Raw genomic sequence first — 15,374 nt, 5'->3', positions numbered from 1 at the left:
GCCGCTATCGGCAATGCCTTATTGAATATGATTGCTATTTGCATTTAAAATTCAGCTCTGGTTTTTCAACTGAAACGATTATGACTTCAATGACCCTTGATTTACCTCGTCGCTTTCCCTGGCCGACACTCCTTTCCGTAGGCATTCATGGTGCTGTAGTGGCAGGTTTGCTCTATACCTCGGTACATCAGGTTATTGAATTGCCTGCGCCAGCGCAGCCTATCACGGTGACAATGGTTTCACCCGCTGACCTGGAGCCGCCCCAGGCGGTTCAGCCGCCGCCGGAGCCGGTGGTTGAACCCGAACCGGAGCCAGAGCCGATCCCTGAACCGCCTAAAGAAGCGCCCGTGGTGATTGAGAAACCCAAACCTAAGCCAAAACCCAAGCCAAAACCGAAACCGGAACCGGTGAAAAAGGTTGAAGAGCAGCCGAAGCGCGAAGTCAAACCAGCCGCGCCGCGTCCTGCCTCACCGTTTGAAAATAGCGCCCCGGCGCGGCCAACAAGCAGCACCGCCTCGGCGACCAGCAAGCCGGCGGTGAGCGTGCCCACTGGACCTCGCGCTCTGAGCCGTAACCAGCCGCAATATCCGGCGCGAGCACAGGCGTTACGTATTGAAGGCCGCGTAAAGGTGAAGTTTGACGTGACCTCTGCTGGGCGAGTGGAAAATGTACAGATTCTGTCCGCGCAGCCAGCCAATATGTTTGAGCGTGAAGTTAAGAATGCGATGCGAAAATGGCGCTATGAAGCAGGCAAGCCGGGTTCCGGGCTGGTGGTCAATATTATCTTCCGTCTGAACGGTACGGCGCAGATTGAGTAATCTCTGGCGCCGCCAGCCAGGAATATACCATCACCTGCTGGCGGCGTAAGCGGGTATACTTAACCCTGAACCGGGAGCGGGCGAGGTTTACCGTCCGGATCGACGGCAACATAAATAAACAGCGCCTCGGTGGCCTTGTAGCGCTGTCCAATCGGTTCTGACGCGACTTTTTTCACCCAGACTTCAATATTGATGCTAATAGACGTCGTACCGCGTTTAACGCAGCGCGCGTAGCAGCATACGACATCGCCAACCGCGACGGGGCGCAGAAATGTCATTCCTTCCACGCGTACGGTTACAACCCGACCGTGCGCGATCTCTTTGGCCAGTATCGCGCCGCCAATATCCATTTGCGACATCAGCCAGCCGCCAAAAATATCGCCGTTCGCATTGGTATCGGCAGGCATGGCCAATGTACGTAAAACCAGCTCGCCCTGAGGAGTATTATCCATTGTTGTCATTGTAAAACCGACTATCAGAAAAAATTACAGCCGCGATGCTACTATGAATTTTGTGTGGAGAATAGTGGGAATAAAGGTACTGACGGGAAAGCGCAGGGCGTAAAGGCGAAGAAAATATCGCCAGGCGTTCGCAGTCTGGCGATGATAAGTCACGGGAGGGTTATGATTTATCTTCCTGTGGCAGATGCCGGTAGATATAGACGCCGCTCAGCAGGGTAAAAATGAGCGTCAGCGCCGTGAGTCCAAAGACCTTAAAGTTGACCCAGATATTTTGCGGCAACCAGAAGGCGATATAAATGTTAGCCAGACCGCACGCAATAAAAAACAGCGCCCACGCCAGGTTCAGCTTTGACCAGACCTGCTGCGGCAACGCCAGTTCTTTACCTAACATACGTTGGATTAACGGTTTTTTCATCACCCACTGGCTTATTAACAGCGCGCCGGCGAACAGCGCATAAATAACCGTCACCTTCCATTTAATAAATTCATCGTTATGGAAGAAGAGCGTCAGACCGCCGAAGACGGCAACCAGAACAAAGGTAATCAGCGCCATCTTCTCTATTTTCCGATAGCGCACCCAGCTATAAATCAGCACGATTGCCGTCGCGACAATCAGTGCGGAGGTCGCCGCATAGATGTCATAAAGTTTATAAAACGCAAAAAAGACAACCAGCGGTAAAAAATCCAGAAACTGCTTCATTCTTCGATTCCATCATCAACGAGCGTCGAATGCGCCGCGTAACGGCGCATTGCGGATTATTGGCGAATCAACATATACAGGCGGAATAAGTAGATAAGCAATACTGCGGAAATCAGATTGCTCAACGTATTCGCCAGTACAGCGCCTACATTTGGGGTCAGTACAGCGAAGCTGGGCGCGAACAGCAATAGCAATGTTTTAGCCAGTAACCAGCCTATCACCGCAGGCGCGACCAGTCTCATGTTAGCCCAGGCTAAACGCATACTGCTGCGCATTGCGGCAAACACGCCCATTTTCTCTTCAACCAACATCACTGGCGCAAGCGCCAGCACAATGGCCATAATAATCCCCGGAACGACAATCAGCATTATACCGATTTGCACTAACAGGGTAGTCAGAAAAATAAGAATAAACAGTTTAGGCAATGCAGGGGCGCTGGCGCCGATAGCGCGCAGCGCGCTAACCCGATGTCCCGCTGAAACTAACTGAATCATCAGGATGATACCGCCGGCCAGAATAGCATTGCCGATAAGCCCGGAAAACGTCGAGGCGGCAGAGGCGCGCAACAGGATCTGCTGCTGCTCCGGCGTCATATTTTGTACCAGCTCAAACAGGCCAGCGCTGCCTGCCAGATGTTCTCCTTCACTGAGTTGCGCGATTTGCGCATCGCTGGGTGAAAAGGCATGACCTAAGACCACCGTGATAAATGCGCACAGCAACGAAACCAGCAAGATAGTAATAAATTGATTTCGGAAAAAATTTCCGGCGTCACGGTAAACGGACTTCGCCGTGATAGACATGCACTCTCCTTGAGTTTTGCAGGTGTTAATTTGCGGGCAATTGTACCCTGGATAACTCTACAGTGGCAGCATCAGCAGTTGTATGGAAAAGCATATCTTTGTAAAGCGGCGGTAATCCGTATCGCGCGCGGGCGCGATTGCACGCCTCATTCACTTCGCCTCCTTCGCCCGATATCGAAAATTCGCGACAGGTTGAAGGGCGGTTTTCATAAATAGCGCAACTGACGTTTTCACCCGGCGTGCCAATTAGCGCTTTACAGTGCGGCTGTTTTTGGTTTGTACCGGCCATACAACGTAAAAAAGGGGTAACGGGCTCGGTTAATGACGCCGGAACGCATCCGCTGGCATCGTCGCCTTCAGCCCAATAAAAGGAGACACGAAAATAGGCACAACAGGCACCGCATGTCATGCATGGGTTAAGAACGCTCATGATTCACCTGCAAAAACTCACGTATCAATAGATTACAACGGAAATAAATCTGTCCCGCAGTGTTCGCGAATCTTACCGCCACGCGCCATTGCGGGACATTGATTACCTTAGCCAGCCTTTATCGCCAGGGCAACAGGAGCAGACAAATATTTGCATAGCGTGAATATGTCAAAATTGATCTGAATTCCTATAACCAGGATTTTCAATACAAGTTCTAAATTAATCTGGATCAATAAATGTTAAATTATAAGAACAAATGTGATCTGTGTTAGATCACTTATTACTTCATTGTGGGTATATTCATCACGCTTTTATAACCATAACGATGGAGCGGGTATGAAAAAATTTACAGTGGCGGCACTGGCGTTAACAACTCTTCTCTCAGGCAGCGCGTTCGCGCACGAAGCCGGAGAATTCTTTATGCGTGCAGGTCCGGCAACCGTCAGACCTACAGAAGGGGCGGGTGGTACGCTGGGGCATTTAAACGGGTTTGATGTGAGTAATAACACGCAACTCGGCCTGACATTCACTTACATGGCGACGGACAATATCGGGGTTGAATTGCTGGCGGCCACGCCGTTCCGCCATAAGGTGGGTACGGGCGCGACGGGTGATATCGCCACGGTCCACCTGTTACCGCCAACGTTAATGGCGCAGTGGTACTTCGGCGATTCCAGCAGCAAAGTGCGTCCTTATGTCGGCGTGGGGGTGAACTACACCACCTTCTTCGATAACGACTTTAACGATAATGGTAAAAAGACCGGGCTGTCCGATCTGAGCTTTAAGGATTCCTGGGGCGCGGCAGGGCAAGTTGGGGTAGATTACCTGATTAACCGCGACTGGTTAATTGGCGCCTCTGTCTGGTACATGGATATTGATACTACCGCCAATTATAAAATGGGCGGCGTGCAGCAGCATGACAGCGTGCGTCTGGACCCATGGGTATTTATGTTCTCGGCAGGCTATCGTTTCTAATCGCGTGATGTTGTGACGAAAAAAGACCCCGCCAGGCGGGGTCAAAAAAGGACATGACACACGGATTTTACTTGTCGGAACTCACTTGTCTTCTTTCGGTTCGCCGCAGCCTAGTTCTGCGCCAGTGAGAGGATCAACGGTGGGGTCCGATTTCGTTCTTTCTGCCATCGCTTTGAGCAGCGCCATCTGCTCGCGCGGCAATTTCACTGTCGCCAGGCCATCGCCGCCATCAACAGCAGGCATCGGTTCTGCGACATAGTTGAAGTTCTCATCGCTATTCCAGCTACCTCGCGGATCGTCGCCTTGCGACATGTTGTAGTACACGTCGGTATACTGTTCTACCGGCGGTAATTTACCCGGCGGGAAGTTGTTACGAATCGAATACAGCGCCTTTTCAAAAGAGAGCTGGTGCGCGACTTCACGGGTCATTAAGAAACTGAGCGTGTCTTTTACGCCAGGATCGTCGGTCAGGTTAATCAGGCGTTCATAAATAATCTTCGCTCGCGCCTCTGCCGCGATGTTTGAGCGTAGATCGGCTGTGACTTCGCCGATAGTATCAATATAAGCCGCGGTCCACGGTACGCCGCCGGAGTTCGTCAACGCCGGGCCGCCGCCATACAGCAGAGAGGTGATATGGCTGTCATTACCATTCTGCGTCAACGAGCGATAAAGTTCCGCTTCGCTTTCGATGCCTTCCGCCAGCTCGCCTTTAGCGCCTTTATTAAGCATTCCTACCAGTGAGCCGATAATTTCCAGATGACTCAACTCCTCGGTGGCGATGTCCATTAACATCTCTCTACGACCGGCATCATCATCGCTTAAACCTTGCGTGAAGTAGCGGCAGGCGGCCGCCAGTTCGCCCTGCGGGCCGCCAAACTGTTCCAGCAGCAGGTTCGCTAATCCAGGATTAGGTTCGCTCACTCGCACAGTATATTGAAGTTGTTTTACGTGTCGAAACATATTGCCTCCTGCTTATTATTTATTTTTTGGCTTCAACGCCATCTGCTTCAGATCGCAGTAAAAATTGTTCCGTTGTCTGCGGAATATGTTTGATCAGCCAGTCAGCCATTTGCATTTCTTCTTTCAGAATGGCTTCAATCGTCGGGATTGAGGCAGTGTCGCCAGCTTTTTTTGCCGCCGCCAGCAGGGAGGTATAACAAGCAATTTCGAACTGCTCGAAAACATAACCGCTAATTGAGCCTTTGACAATTTCATCGGAAGGGAACATGCCACCGATAGATTGCCCCATTGCTGCCATTTTACTCATGGAGTCTTTCAACACCGAACGGGAAATGCCATTACGGTCCAACACTTCTTCGAGCATGGTAATTTGATGTTTAGTTTCACTAATATGTTGTTCAATTCTGGCTTTTATATCAGGATAATTTTCAATACGGCTGGCCATAGATTCAAGCATCGATTCTGCCTGTTTTTCCATGGCATGGGCGTCACGAAGCCAGTCATGATAATGTTCAGTATAATTCATTTTAAATTCCTCAATGCGTGATAATCTGCTCCGATAATAAAATCGGAATCATGCAAGCTGATAATTAAAAATATTATTTCGATTTGCGTTCAGCACTTTTATTAACATTGCTGACTGCTAAATCGGTAAGTTTTAAATCAGTTTGTTTTTCCTCGTCGAGGGTTTCTTTGAGCAGTTTTAATGCCTTGCTATAGCCGAGCTGCTCGGCCAGGGTGGCTAGCGTGCCGTAGCTGGCGATTTCATAGTGCTCGACTTTTTGCGCCGCGGCGATAAGCGCTGCATCGCGTACTTCGTTTTTCTCCGTACTTTCGATGACTTCATTGGCTTCTTCAATCAGCCCTTCCATAGCGACGCATTTCATTCTTTTCAGTTTAATGCCAGATTCAGACTCGACGATCTGATCAATACGTTCAATCTGACCCTGGGTTTCTTCAAGATGAGATTGAAAGGCCTGGCTTAATTTTTCATTGGACGTGGCTCTGGCAAGTTTAGGAAGAGCCTTGGTTAATTGTTTTTCTGCACTATAGGTATCTGAAAGTAGATGGATAAAAAGGTCTTCAACGGTTTTGATATTCATAAATCTAATTCTCCTGGGCAAAATACTGCGAGCCAGAAGACTCGCAGATTGCTTGATAAAAGCATGTGTTATATTTACATTACAGTAAATCAGGAATTATCGGATTTACGTCCGCCGTGACTATTCTGACCACCTTTTTTACCGGCTTCAGAAGCTCGTTGCGGATCGTTTTTGAAATTCCCGCCGCTATGCTGACCGCCTTTGCGGCCCGCTTCAGATGCTTTTTCACGATTCTCGGCGAAATTTCCTGAACCACCACGATGTTCGGCCATATTATTTCTCCTGTCTCGTTGCTTGCTGAAAAAATCGGTTTTAATCGTGTCGACACCCTATTAAAATTAGTTGGTTAAACCGATTAGTCAAATTGACGGAAATAGTTGTGATTTACCGCGTAAATAACGCACAAAAAATGGTTTAGAGATAATATATTCTATATTTTCTTTTAGAATAAGCGATTTAACAGAAAATGCTTTGCATTGTTATTAATAACAAACGTCACTATCTGCGGCCATAGAAACGTTAATGCATTGTTTATTGACATTTCTTTACATAAAGGCGGGGGAAATTGACGTGAAAACGCTAAATTTTTCGGCGTGATTAGGAGTTTTCTTAGCAGAAATTGACTTCAGACTTTTTGAAAGCTGGACGGGGAATAACACCAAAAAGATTGATGATGTACGTCTGAATCGTGATTCTGGTTCGGCGCCAGCCACTCATTAAGCCGCCAGCGTTATGCTGACGGCTTAACCCGTTATGCGCGGCTGGCGGCTTTCATGGCTGAGACAAAGGACCTGAGCTCCGCCAACATCTGTTCGGGAGACGCGAGGTTTTTCTCGATAATCTTGACAATGGCTGAGCCGGAGATAGCGCCAGCCGCCCCGGCACGCACGGCCGCAGACACCTGTTCCGGCGAGGAGATACCGAAGCCCTGTAACGCAGGCGCGGCATGGTACTCTTTAAGCTTCTCAATGAGATGATGCAACGGCAATGCGCCACGGTTTTCCGCGCCGGTGACGCCCGAACGCGAAAGCAGGTAGGTGTAACCGCGGCCGTAAGATGCGACCTGGCGCAGAAGATCGTCATCCGCATTTGGCGGGCAGATGAAGATCGGCGCGATATTATGCCGTAACGCCGCCTGGCGGAAGGGGGCCGATTCTTCAACCGGGACATCTGCGACCAGCACGGAATCTACGCCAACCTGTTCACAGCGGGCATAGAACGCATCTATGCCGTTATTGAACACCAGATTCGCGTACATTAGCAGGCCAATCGGAATGGTCGGGTGTTTTTCACGAATCAGCGCCAGCATTTCAAAACACTGAGCCGGCGTGACGCCAGCGGCGAAGGCGCGTAAGTTCGCATTCTGGATGGTGGGGCCATCGGCCAGCGGATCGGAGAAGGGAACACCCAGTTCCAGAGCGTCGGCGCCAGCGTCAATCAGTGTGTCGATAATTTTCAGTGACTGTTCAATGCCAGGGTCGCCCAGGGTCACGAAGGGGACAAAAGCGCCTTCCCGGCGATCGTTGAGCTGTGCAAATAAATTTTCGTAGCGTTCCATCAGATTTCCCCTCGCGCTTTCAGGATATCGTGTACGGTAAAGATGTCTTTATCACCGCGGCCAGAGAGATTGACCACCAGCAGTTGCTCTTTTTCCGGCTGCTCGCGCATCATTTTCAGAGCGTGCGCCAACGCGTGGGAGGATTCCAGCGCCGGGATAATTCCCTCATGGCGGCACAACGTTTTGAAGGCTTCCAGCGCCTCATCATCGGTAATGGAGACATAATCCGCGCGTCCGATGCTGTTCAGGTACGCATGTTGCGGCCCAACGGATGGGAAATCGAGCCCGGCGGAAATGGAATAGGACTCTTCAATTTGCCCGTCCGCTGTTTGCATCATCGGCGCTTTCATCCCGAAATAGATGCCAACGCGACCATGTTTAAGCGGCGCGCCATGCTCGCCGGTTTCAATACCGTGACCGCCAGGTTCAACGCCTATTAGCCCGACGCTGGTATCATTAATAAAATCCGCAAACATCCCGATAGCGTTTGAGCCGCCACCGACGCAAGCGATAACGGCATCTGGCAGACGGCCCTCTTTGTCGAGGATTTGCGCTTTCGTCTCTTCGCCAATCATGCGTTGGAACTCGCGAACGATGGTGGGATAGGGATGCGGTCCTGCCGCCGTGCCGAGCATATAGTGCGCGGTTTCGTAACTACCGGACCAGTCGCGCAGCGCCTCGTTACAGGCATCTTTTAGCGTAGCGGAGCCGCTATGAACCGGGATAACCTCAGCGCCCATCAGACGCATACGGAAGACGTTCGGCGACTGGCGCTCAACGTCTTTGGCGCCCATATAGATACGGCATTTCAGACCCAGCAGGGCGCTGGCGAGCGCAGAGGCGACGCCGTGCTGACCGGCGCCGGTTTCAGCAATAATCTCGCTTTTACCCATCCGTTTGGCCAGCAGCGCCTGACCCAGTACCTGATTGGTTTTGTGTGCGCCGCCGTGCAGTAAATCTTCGCGCTTTAAATACAACGTGGTACGCGTACCGGCGGTAATGTTCTGGCATTTCGTCAGCGCAGTGGGGCGTCCCGCGTAGTTTTTTAGCAGATCGGCGAATTGCGCCTGAAATTCAGGATCTTTTTGCGCGCTGACGAAGGCCTCTTCAAGCTGGTTCAGCGCAGGCATCAGGATCTGCGGCACATACATGCCGCCGAATTCACCAAAGTAGGGATTGAGAAGTGTTGTCATGTTTTTTCCTTAATATGCGCGCAGTGTCTGAAAAACTGAGGCCAGAAGACGAGCATCTTTGATGCCCGGCAGTGACTCCACACCTGAATTAAAATCGAGACCGGCACAGCCGACTTGCGCCGCCTGGACGCAGTTATCGGCCGCCAGCCCGCCCGCCAGTAATACATTATCCAGCGGTTGCCCCTGTAGCAGTGACCAGTCGAAGCGCTGCCCGCTGCCGCCTTGCCCATTGTCGAAAATGTATTTATCGACATGGTGATAATCGCGTGCGGGAAGGGCATCGCTAACGCTCAGCGCCTTCCAGATTTGCACCTGTTTGGGCAACGCCTCGCGCAGCGCGTTGACATACGCCTGGTCTTCGCTGCCATGTAGCTGTACGGCAGAAAGCGACAGGACGGCAGCTTTCTGGCAAACATCGGCGATATCAGCGTCCTGGAAAACGCCGACATACTGCAATGGTGCGCCGCTTATCACTTCTCGCGCCTGCTCAACGCTCACCGCGCGTGGAGATGAGGGCACAAAAATCAACCCGCCATATATTGCGCCAGCGTCACAGGCCGCTTTAGCGTCCTGGGCGCGGGTCAGGCCGCAGACTTTATTCTCGCCAAGCAGCACGCGACGGACGGCGGCGTTAAGATCGTCATGCGCCATTAACGCGGAGCCAATTAAAAAACCGTTGGCGAAGTGGCTCAGTTCGCGTACCTGACCATAGGTGTTAATCCCGGACTCGCTGATGACAGTCACGCCGTGGCCCAGTTTTGGCGCCAGCTGGCGGGTGCGATTCAAATCAATCGACAGATCGCGCAGATCGCGATTGTTGATACCTACCACTTTTGCGCCTAACGCTATCGCGCGCTCCCGTTCTTCGTCATTACTGACCTCCGTGAGCACGCCCATTTTCAGACTGTGCGCGACGGCGGAGAGTTGGCGATACTGTTCGTCATCCAGAACCGAGAGCATCAGTAAACAGGCATCGGCCTGATAGTAACGGGCAAGGTAGATCTGATAGGGATCGATAATAAAATCCTTACACAGAATCGGCTGCGGCGCGCTTTGGCTAACGACCGGCAGAAAATCGAAGCTCCCCTGAAAATATTTTTCGTCGGTGAGCACCGAGATCGCCGAGGCGTAATGTTGATAAATACTGGCAATACGCGCCGGATCGAAATCGTCGCGAATCACGCCTTTTGATGGCGATGCTTTCTTACACTCCAGAATAAAGGCGGTACGCGCGCCCTGGAGCGCATTATAAAAATGGCGTGTACTTGGCTGGATCTCATTTTGAAAGCTGGCCAGCGGCTGTTGCTGTTTGCGGGCTTCTACCCAAATCGCCTTGTCTGCGACGATTTTCGCTAAAACGGTTTGCATTATTTACCCTCTTGCCGCCAGTGCGGTGACTCTGTCATATGCGGTGCCGTTGCGCAGAACATCAAGCACGGTTTGCGCGTTGGCCTTGAGATCTTCCTGACCATGCAGACGCATCAGCATCGCCACGTTGGCGGCGACGGCGGCCTCATGCGCGGCATCGCCTTTACCTTGTAATAACCGCGTCAGAATGTCACGGTTTTCTTCCGGCGTGCCGCCAGCCAACTGATCCTGATGGTAAGGCGTCAGGCCAAAATCCTCCGCCGTAAGTTGATAGCTTTTAATTTCGCCGTCATGCAGCTCCGCGACAATCGTCGGCGCATGGAGAGAAACCTCATCCATGCCGCCGCTATGTACCACCGCCGCGCGCTGATAGCCCAGTACCCGTAAGGTTTCCGCAATCGGCAGCACCAGTTCCGGGCTATAGACGCCAATCAATGCCAGCGGCGGATGCGCCGGGTTGATCAGCGGGCCGAGTACGTTGAACAGGGTTCGCGTTTTTAACTGTTGGCGAACCGGCATCGCGTGACGGAATCCGGTGTGATATTTCGGCGCGAACAGGAAACAGACACCCAGTTCATCTAACGCCTGACGTGATTTATCGGCGTTCATATCCAGATTAATACCGAACGCCGCCAACAGATCGGATGACCCCGATTTGCTGGATACGCTGCGGTTGCCGTGTTTCGCCACTTTCAGTCCACAGGCCGCCGCGACAAAGGCGCTGGCGGTAGAGATATTGATACTGTTACTGCCATCGCCGCCGGTACCAACGATATCCGCAAACAGGTAGTCCGGGCGCGGGAACGGGGCGGCATTTTCCAGCAACGCAGTGGCGGCGCCGGCAATTTCATTGGGATGCTCGCCGCGAATTTTCATGCTCACCAGCGCGGCGGCGAGCTGTTCAGGCTTAAGTTCGCCGCGGACGACCGCCGAAAACAACTGGTGGCTCTCTTGTTGCGTCAGAGTTTGCGCCTGATAGAGTTTCTCCAGAATCGGCTGTAGGGTGTTGGTCGGTTCCAGCTTTTGCTGCGCCCAGGCTAATGTTTGCTCCAGCAGACGCGCGCCCTGCGTCGTCAGGATGGACTCAGGATGAAATTGAAAACCGCAAACGCGATCCGCATCATGACGTACCGCCATCACCATGCCGTTGAAATGGGCGTTAATGGTCAGCCCGGCAGGAACATTACTGCCGACCAGCGAATGATAACGCGCGACCGGTAGCGGATTCGCCAGCCCGGCGAACATCGCCTGACCGTCATGTTCAATGCTGGAGGCTTTGCCATGCAGGATTTCTCCCGCCTGACCGACATAACCGCCGTAAGCTTCGACAATCGCCTGATGCCCCAGACAAATGCCGATGATCGGTAACTTGCCGCGTAGTCGGGTCAGCAGCTCCGGCATACAGCCTGCCTCGCTGGGAACGCCCGGACCGGGGGAGAGCATTAGCACCGGATTTTTCATTGTCGCCAGGCGATCGATAAGCGTCTGCGCCGGAATATGGTTACGGTAAATCACCACGTTATGACCGTTGGTCCGTAGCTGATCTGCCAGGTTCCAGGTAAACGAGTCGATGTTATCGAGCAGCAGAATATCAGCCATCAGAAGGTCTCCTGTGCATGATGCGCGGTGGCGATAGCACGCAATACGGCGCGCGCTTTATTACGGGTTTCATCGGCTTCAGACTGCGGAACCGAGTCCAGCACAATTCCGGCGCCCGCCTGTACGGTGGCGATACCGTTCTCCACCAGCGCGGAGCGGATAACAATACAGGTGTCCAGATCGCCGTGGGCGGTGAAGTAACCGACCGCGCCGCCATAGCTGCCGCGGCGCTGTCCTTCCGCATCGGCAATCAACTGCATGGCGCGTACTTTCGGCGCGCCGCTCAGGGTGCCCATGTTCATGCAGGCGCGATAGGCGTGCAGCGCGTCGAGATCGTGACGCAGTTCGCCCACCACCCGGGAAACCAGATGCATCACGTACGAATAGCGGTCAACTTTTGTCAGATCGGCAACGTAGCGACTGCCCGGCGTACAGATGCGCGCCAGGTCATTGCGCGCCAGATCGACCAGCATCAGATGTTCGGAAAGCTCTTTATGGTCGGTACGCATGTCCAGCTCAATACGGCTGTCGAGATCTCTGTCCAGCGTACCATCGGCGCGGCGACCGCGTGGACGGGTACCCGCGATGGGATAAATCTCAATCTGACGGCTGGCGGCGTCATATTTCAGCGAGCTTTCCGGCGACGCGCCGAAAAGCGTGAAATCATTATCCTGCATAAAGAACATATATGGGCTGGGGTTGCTCTTTTTCAGCACATAGTAGGCAGCCAACGGCGACGGGCAGGGCAGTGAAAAGCGGCGCGACGGCACCACCTGAAATATCTCCCCCGCGCGGATGGCTTTTTGCAACTGGCGTACCACCGCGCCGAACGCGTCATCGCTCTGATTGCATTCACAGCGCATGTCCGGCACCGGCGTCACCGGCAACGGCGGCGCAGGCTGGGTTAACTGTTGGCTAAGGTACGCCAGGCGGGCGTTGAGGCGCTGTTTTTCCCGGTCGCTTGCGGTGAACAGACTGGCCTGAATACGGGTGCTTTTTTTCTGATGATCTATCACCATCAGCGTTTCCGCTAAATAAAAGCAGTAGTCCGGGCAGTTATTGCCAGCCTCAAGGTGTGGCAGCGCTTCAAAGCCAGCGACCAGGTCGTAGGCAAACAGACCGCCGAAAAACATAGCCTCCCGCTCTTGCGTCGGTATGTTCACCACTCCCTGTAACAGACGGAACGCATCAAATACCGACAGAGAGCATAAACGGGCGTCTTCATCTAATAATGGGCTGACGGGCGGAAAGCGTAGAATGCGACCGGCAGGCAGGACTTCGTTCTCCGCGCCAGCGGGCAGGGCGGTATCCAGTAGCGGCAATAACGAGGCGCCATTATCAGATAACGCCTGAATAGTGACAGTGTCACCTAAAGCGGTAATGCGCAGCGCGCTATCTACCAGCAGCAGGCTTTTTAAATCGTCTTTACTGTCGATATCAGCGGATTCCAGCAGCAGCGTTGCCGGGCGATCGCCGCAGACCTGATGAAAAAGCGCCGTTGGGTTTTCCCGGTAGGCGGCATCGCAGGTCAATAGTTCGAGCGTGGGTTTTGGTGTTTGCATGGTTATTCTCATTATTTTGTTCAAAAAAAAGCCCGCTTAACAGGCGGGCCGGGTATCGTTTGGCTGATTACAGCTGTTCATACACCGCCCGCTATCAGGAAGTGCGCCACCAACCGTGTAATGCAAATATCGCTGCCATTTTAGATACCCTCTTCATGTGAACTTTCGTACTAGTTAACTAGTTCGATGGAATAATGTCAACACCTATTTCAGTATATTTGCCGGAACCGTTATGATGTACATGACATACCTTTATCTCTATGGGAGCCGCCTTGAGCGACACGAATTACGCAGTGATTTACGATCTGCACAGTCATACCACGGCGTCCGATGGACTGTTGACGCCAGAAACATTAGTACACCGTGCGGTAGAGATGCGAGTCGGCACGCTGGCGATTACCGATCATGACACCACAGCCGCGATTCCTGCGGCAAGAGAAGAAATTTCACGTTGCGGGCTGGCCCTGAATCTTATTCCCGGCGTGGAGATTTCAACGGTCTGGGAGAATCATGAGATTCACATTGTGGGTCTGAATATTGATATTGCGCACCCGGCAATGCGCGATTTTCTGGCGCAGCAGACACAGCGGCGTCAGGCGCGTGGTCGGCTCATTGCGGAGCGTCTGGAAAAAGCCCATATTCCCGGCGCGTGGGAAGGGGCATTGAGACTGGCCAATGGCGGCGCGGTGACGCGCGGCCACTTCGCCCGCTTTCTGGTGGAGTGCGGCAAAGCCGCAACCATGGCGGATGTTTTTAAAAAATATCTCGCGCGTGGGAAAACCGGTTACGTTCCGCCGCAGTGGTGTACAATAGAACAAGCTATTGATGTCATTCATCATTCTGGCGGTAAGGCGGTGTTGGCCCATCCGGGACGCTACGACCTTAGCGCTAAGTGGCTGAAAAGATTAGTGGCGCATTTTGCCGACCATCACGGCGACGCGATGGAAGTGGCGCAGTGCCAACAATCGCCCAATGAACGTACCCAACTGGCGACGCTTGCGCGTCAGCATCATTTATGGGCATCGCTTGGATCTGATTTCCATCAGCCCTGCCCGTGGATTGAGTTGGGGCGTAAACTCTGGCTGCCCGCTGGCGTTGAAGGCGTATGGCAGACATGGGAACAGCCGCAAATATCACAGTGAGGGAAGTATGAGCCAGTTTTTTTATATCCATCCGGATAACCCACAGCAACGGCTGATTAATCAGGCCGTCGACATTGTGCGTAAAGGCGGTGTTATTGTTTATCCAACCGATTCCGGCTATGCCCTTGGTTGTAAAATTGAAGACAAAGGCGCAATGGAGCGCATTTGCCGCATCCGTCATCTGCCGGACGGCCACAACTTCACGCTGATGTGCCGCGATTTGTCCGAGTTGTCGACCTACTCCTACGTCGACAACGTGGCATTTCGTCTGATGAAAAACAATACGCCGGGTAACTACACCTTTATCCTGAAGGGGACAAAAGAGGTGCCGCGCCGTCTGTTGCAGGAAAAGCGTAAAACTATCGGCCTGCGCGTACCGTCAAACCCGATTGCGCTGGCGTTATTGGATACGCTGGGCGAACCAATGCTCTCGACGTCGTTGATGCTGCCTGGCAGCGATTTTACCGAGTCGGACCCGGAGGAGATTAAAGATCGGCTGGAGAAGCAGGTGGATCTGATCATCCACGGCGGTTACCTCGGTCAACAGCCTACCACGGTAATCGATTTGACCAATGACTCCCCGGTGGTGCTGCGCGAAGGCGTCGGCGACGTTACACCTTTCTTATAAGGGCGTAAGCCTGTATACTACGCGGCCTTAAAATGGCGCGGCAACGCGCCGTTCATTCTCCTGTTCGACGCCTGTGA

Annotated in this window: 18 protein-coding genes and 1 other annotated feature; of the genes, 4 read left to right on the top strand and 14 right to left on the bottom strand. The window is 52.8% G+C overall.

Going from position 1 to position 15,374, the window contains the following annotated elements; genetic code table 11:
- Positions 1 to 89 precede the first annotated feature (89 nt).
- Positions 90 to 818: a TonB system transport protein TonB gene (gene tonB, locus ACH0WD_RS07870; protein ID WP_001525247.1), complete on the top strand. Its 729-nt coding sequence runs from the start codon at positions 90 to 92 to the stop codon at positions 816 to 818.
- A 59-nt stretch (positions 819 to 877) separates the two neighbouring features.
- Here tonB and yciA read toward each other — a convergent pair whose 3' ends face one another.
- The 4 genes from yciA to ACH0WD_RS07850 form a co-directional block, all read right to left on the bottom strand.
- Positions 878 to 1,279 carry an acyl-CoA thioester hydrolase YciA gene (yciA, locus tag ACH0WD_RS07865; protein ID WP_000210317.1) on the bottom strand — a complete coding sequence of 134 codons (402 nt, stop codon included), beginning with the start codon at positions 1,277 to 1,279 and terminating at the stop codon, positions 878 to 880.
- A 160-nt stretch (positions 1,280 to 1,439) separates the two neighbouring features.
- On the bottom strand, positions 1,440 to 1,979 hold the full coding sequence (locus tag ACH0WD_RS07860) for a septation protein A (protein ID WP_000808682.1): 540 nt from the start codon (positions 1,977 to 1,979) through the stop codon (positions 1,440 to 1,442).
- Positions 1,980 to 2,035: 56 nt separating this feature from the next.
- Positions 2,036 to 2,779, bottom strand: a complete 744-nt coding sequence (locus ACH0WD_RS07855) for a YciC family protein (RefSeq protein ID WP_000028507.1) — start codon at positions 2,777 to 2,779, stop codon at positions 2,036 to 2,038.
- A 25-nt stretch (positions 2,780 to 2,804) separates the two neighbouring features.
- Positions 2,805 to 3,209, bottom strand: coding sequence for a YkgJ family cysteine cluster protein (locus tag ACH0WD_RS07850; RefSeq protein WP_000114954.1), 405 nt, complete (start codon positions 3,207 to 3,209; stop codon positions 2,805 to 2,807).
- Positions 3,210 to 3,545: 336 nt separating this feature from the next.
- On the opposite strand from ACH0WD_RS07850, the gene ompW reads away from it, so the two are divergent.
- Positions 3,546 to 4,184 carry an outer membrane protein OmpW gene (gene ompW, locus ACH0WD_RS07845; RefSeq protein ID WP_000714798.1) on the top strand — a complete coding sequence of 213 codons (639 nt, stop codon included), beginning with the start codon at positions 3,546 to 3,548 and terminating at the stop codon, positions 4,182 to 4,184.
- 81 nt (positions 4,185 to 4,265) lie between these two features.
- Here the strand turns inward: ompW and ACH0WD_RS07840 are convergent, their stop codons facing one another.
- From ACH0WD_RS07840 to trpL, 10 genes are all read right to left on the bottom strand, one after another.
- Positions 4,266 to 5,144 carry a manganese catalase family protein gene (locus ACH0WD_RS07840; RefSeq protein WP_000488346.1) on the bottom strand — a complete coding sequence of 293 codons (879 nt, stop codon included), beginning with the start codon at positions 5,142 to 5,144 and terminating at the stop codon, positions 4,266 to 4,268.
- Positions 5,145 to 5,163: 19 nt separating this feature from the next.
- The gene (locus ACH0WD_RS07835) at positions 5,164 to 5,670 is read right to left on the bottom strand and encodes a ferritin-like domain-containing protein (RefSeq protein WP_001109977.1); all 507 of its coding nucleotides are present in this window, start codon (positions 5,668 to 5,670) and stop codon (positions 5,164 to 5,166) included.
- A gap of 73 nt (positions 5,671 to 5,743) precedes the next feature.
- Positions 5,744 to 6,247: a ferritin-like domain-containing protein gene (locus ACH0WD_RS07830; protein WP_001022822.1), complete on the bottom strand. Its 504-nt coding sequence runs from the start codon at positions 6,245 to 6,247 to the stop codon at positions 5,744 to 5,746.
- Positions 6,248 to 6,336: 89 nt separating this feature from the next.
- Entirely contained in the window at positions 6,337 to 6,519 is a 183-nt protein-coding gene (locus tag ACH0WD_RS07825) for a general stress protein (protein ID WP_000807657.1), read from the bottom strand.
- A gap of 479 nt (positions 6,520 to 6,998) precedes the next feature.
- Positions 6,999 to 7,805: a tryptophan synthase subunit alpha gene (gene trpA / locus ACH0WD_RS07820; protein ID WP_000443029.1), complete on the bottom strand. Its 807-nt coding sequence runs from the start codon at positions 7,803 to 7,805 to the stop codon at positions 6,999 to 7,001.
- A complete protein-coding gene (trpB, locus tag ACH0WD_RS07815; RefSeq protein WP_000209485.1) occupies positions 7,805 to 8,998 on the bottom strand; it encodes a tryptophan synthase subunit beta in 1,194 nt (397 codons plus the stop codon). Before trpB ends, trpA begins: the two co-directional genes overlap by 1 nt.
- Before the next feature lie 9 nt (positions 8,999 to 9,007).
- A complete protein-coding gene (gene trpCF / locus ACH0WD_RS07810) occupies positions 9,008 to 10,366 on the bottom strand; it encodes a bifunctional indole-3-glycerol-phosphate synthase TrpC/phosphoribosylanthranilate isomerase TrpF (RefSeq protein ID WP_395201887.1) in 1,359 nt (452 codons plus the stop codon).
- Positions 10,367 to 10,369: 3 nt separating this feature from the next.
- Positions 10,370 to 11,965 (bottom strand): bifunctional anthranilate synthase glutamate amidotransferase component TrpG/anthranilate phosphoribosyltransferase TrpD, encoded by a 1,596-nt coding sequence (gene trpD, locus ACH0WD_RS07805; protein ID WP_000763489.1) that lies wholly within the window; start codon positions 11,963 to 11,965, stop codon positions 10,370 to 10,372.
- On the bottom strand, positions 11,965 to 13,527 hold the full coding sequence (locus ACH0WD_RS07800; protein ID WP_001194369.1) for an anthranilate synthase component 1: 1,563 nt from the start codon (positions 13,525 to 13,527) through the stop codon (positions 11,965 to 11,967). Before ACH0WD_RS07800 ends, trpD begins: the two co-directional genes overlap by 1 nt.
- 22 nt (positions 13,528 to 13,549) lie before the next feature.
- Positions 13,550 to 13,645, bottom strand: a sequence feature (Trp leader region).
- The gene (trpL, locus tag ACH0WD_RS07795; protein ID WP_006496683.1) at positions 13,622 to 13,666 is read right to left on the bottom strand and encodes a trp operon leader peptide; all 45 of its coding nucleotides are present in this window, start codon (positions 13,664 to 13,666) and stop codon (positions 13,622 to 13,624) included. Its footprint overlaps the feature before it by 24 nt.
- A gap of 121 nt (positions 13,667 to 13,787) precedes the next feature.
- On the opposite strand from trpL, the gene rnm reads away from it, so the two are divergent.
- Both rnm and ACH0WD_RS07785 read left to right on the top strand, forming a co-directional pair.
- On the top strand, positions 13,788 to 14,669 hold the full coding sequence (rnm, locus tag ACH0WD_RS07790) for an RNase AM (RefSeq protein ID WP_000500435.1): 882 nt from the start codon (positions 13,788 to 13,790) through the stop codon (positions 14,667 to 14,669).
- 7 nt (positions 14,670 to 14,676) lie between these two features.
- Positions 14,677 to 15,297: an L-threonylcarbamoyladenylate synthase gene (locus ACH0WD_RS07785; protein WP_000077250.1), complete on the top strand. Its 621-nt coding sequence runs from the start codon at positions 14,677 to 14,679 to the stop codon at positions 15,295 to 15,297.
- The last annotated feature ends 77 nt before the right edge of the window (positions 15,298 to 15,374 follow it).

Origin of the sequence: Salmonella sp. 2020_1395, assembly GCF_043848115.1 — a bacterium.
In the GTDB taxonomy this organism is placed as follows: Bacteria; Pseudomonadota; Gammaproteobacteria; order Enterobacterales; family Enterobacteriaceae; genus Salmonella; species Salmonella enterica.
The sequence above is the reverse complement of the archived record's forward strand: the minus strand, read 5'-3'. Positions and strand labels throughout refer to the sequence as shown.

Excerpts from the sequence above, each read along its gene's own strand:
- ompW (WP_000714798.1), top strand. The coding sequence starts at position 3,546 with ATGAAAAAATTTACAGTGGCGGCACTGGCGTTAACAACTCTTCTCTCA.
- ACH0WD_RS07860 (WP_000808682.1), bottom strand. The coding sequence starts at position 1,979 with ATGAAGCAGTTTCTGGATTTTTTACCGCTGGTTGTCTTTTTTGCGTTT.
- ACH0WD_RS07850 (WP_000114954.1), bottom strand. The coding sequence starts at position 3,209 with ATGAGCGTTCTTAACCCATGCATGACATGCGGTGCCTGTTGTGCCTAT.
- ACH0WD_RS07855 (WP_000028507.1), bottom strand. The coding sequence starts at position 2,779 with ATGTCTATCACGGCGAAGTCCGTTTACCGTGACGCCGGAAATTTTTTC.
- ACH0WD_RS07830 (WP_001022822.1), bottom strand. The coding sequence starts at position 6,247 with ATGAATATCAAAACCGTTGAAGACCTTTTTATCCATCTACTTTCAGAT.
- ACH0WD_RS07785 (WP_000077250.1), top strand. The coding sequence starts at position 14,677 with ATGAGCCAGTTTTTTTATATCCATCCGGATAACCCACAGCAACGGCTG.
- trpD (WP_000763489.1), bottom strand. The coding sequence starts at position 11,965 with ATGGCTGATATTCTGCTGCTCGATAACATCGACTCGTTTACCTGGAAC.
- trpA (WP_000443029.1), bottom strand. The coding sequence starts at position 7,805 with ATGGAACGCTACGAAAATTTATTTGCACAGCTCAACGATCGCCGGGAA.
- tonB (WP_001525247.1), top strand. The coding sequence starts at position 90 with ATGACCCTTGATTTACCTCGTCGCTTTCCCTGGCCGACACTCCTTTCC.
- yciA (WP_000210317.1), bottom strand. The coding sequence starts at position 1,279 with ATGACAACAATGGATAATACTCCTCAGGGCGAGCTGGTTTTACGTACA.
- ACH0WD_RS07835 (WP_001109977.1), bottom strand. The coding sequence starts at position 5,670 with ATGAATTATACTGAACATTATCATGACTGGCTTCGTGACGCCCATGCC.
- rnm (WP_000500435.1), top strand. The coding sequence starts at position 13,788 with ATGGGAGCCGCCTTGAGCGACACGAATTACGCAGTGATTTACGATCTG.
- ACH0WD_RS07800 (WP_001194369.1), bottom strand. The coding sequence starts at position 13,527 with ATGCAAACACCAAAACCCACGCTCGAACTATTGACCTGCGATGCCGCC.
- ACH0WD_RS07825 (WP_000807657.1), bottom strand. The coding sequence starts at position 6,519 with ATGGCCGAACATCGTGGTGGTTCAGGAAATTTCGCCGAGAATCGTGAA.
- ACH0WD_RS07840 (WP_000488346.1), bottom strand. The coding sequence starts at position 5,144 with ATGTTTCGACACGTAAAACAACTTCAATATACTGTGCGAGTGAGCGAA.
- trpCF (WP_395201887.1), bottom strand. The coding sequence starts at position 10,366 with ATGCAAACCGTTTTAGCGAAAATCGTCGCAGACAAGGCGATTTGGGTA.
- trpB (WP_000209485.1), bottom strand. The coding sequence starts at position 8,998 with ATGACAACACTTCTCAATCCCTACTTTGGTGAATTCGGCGGCATGTAT.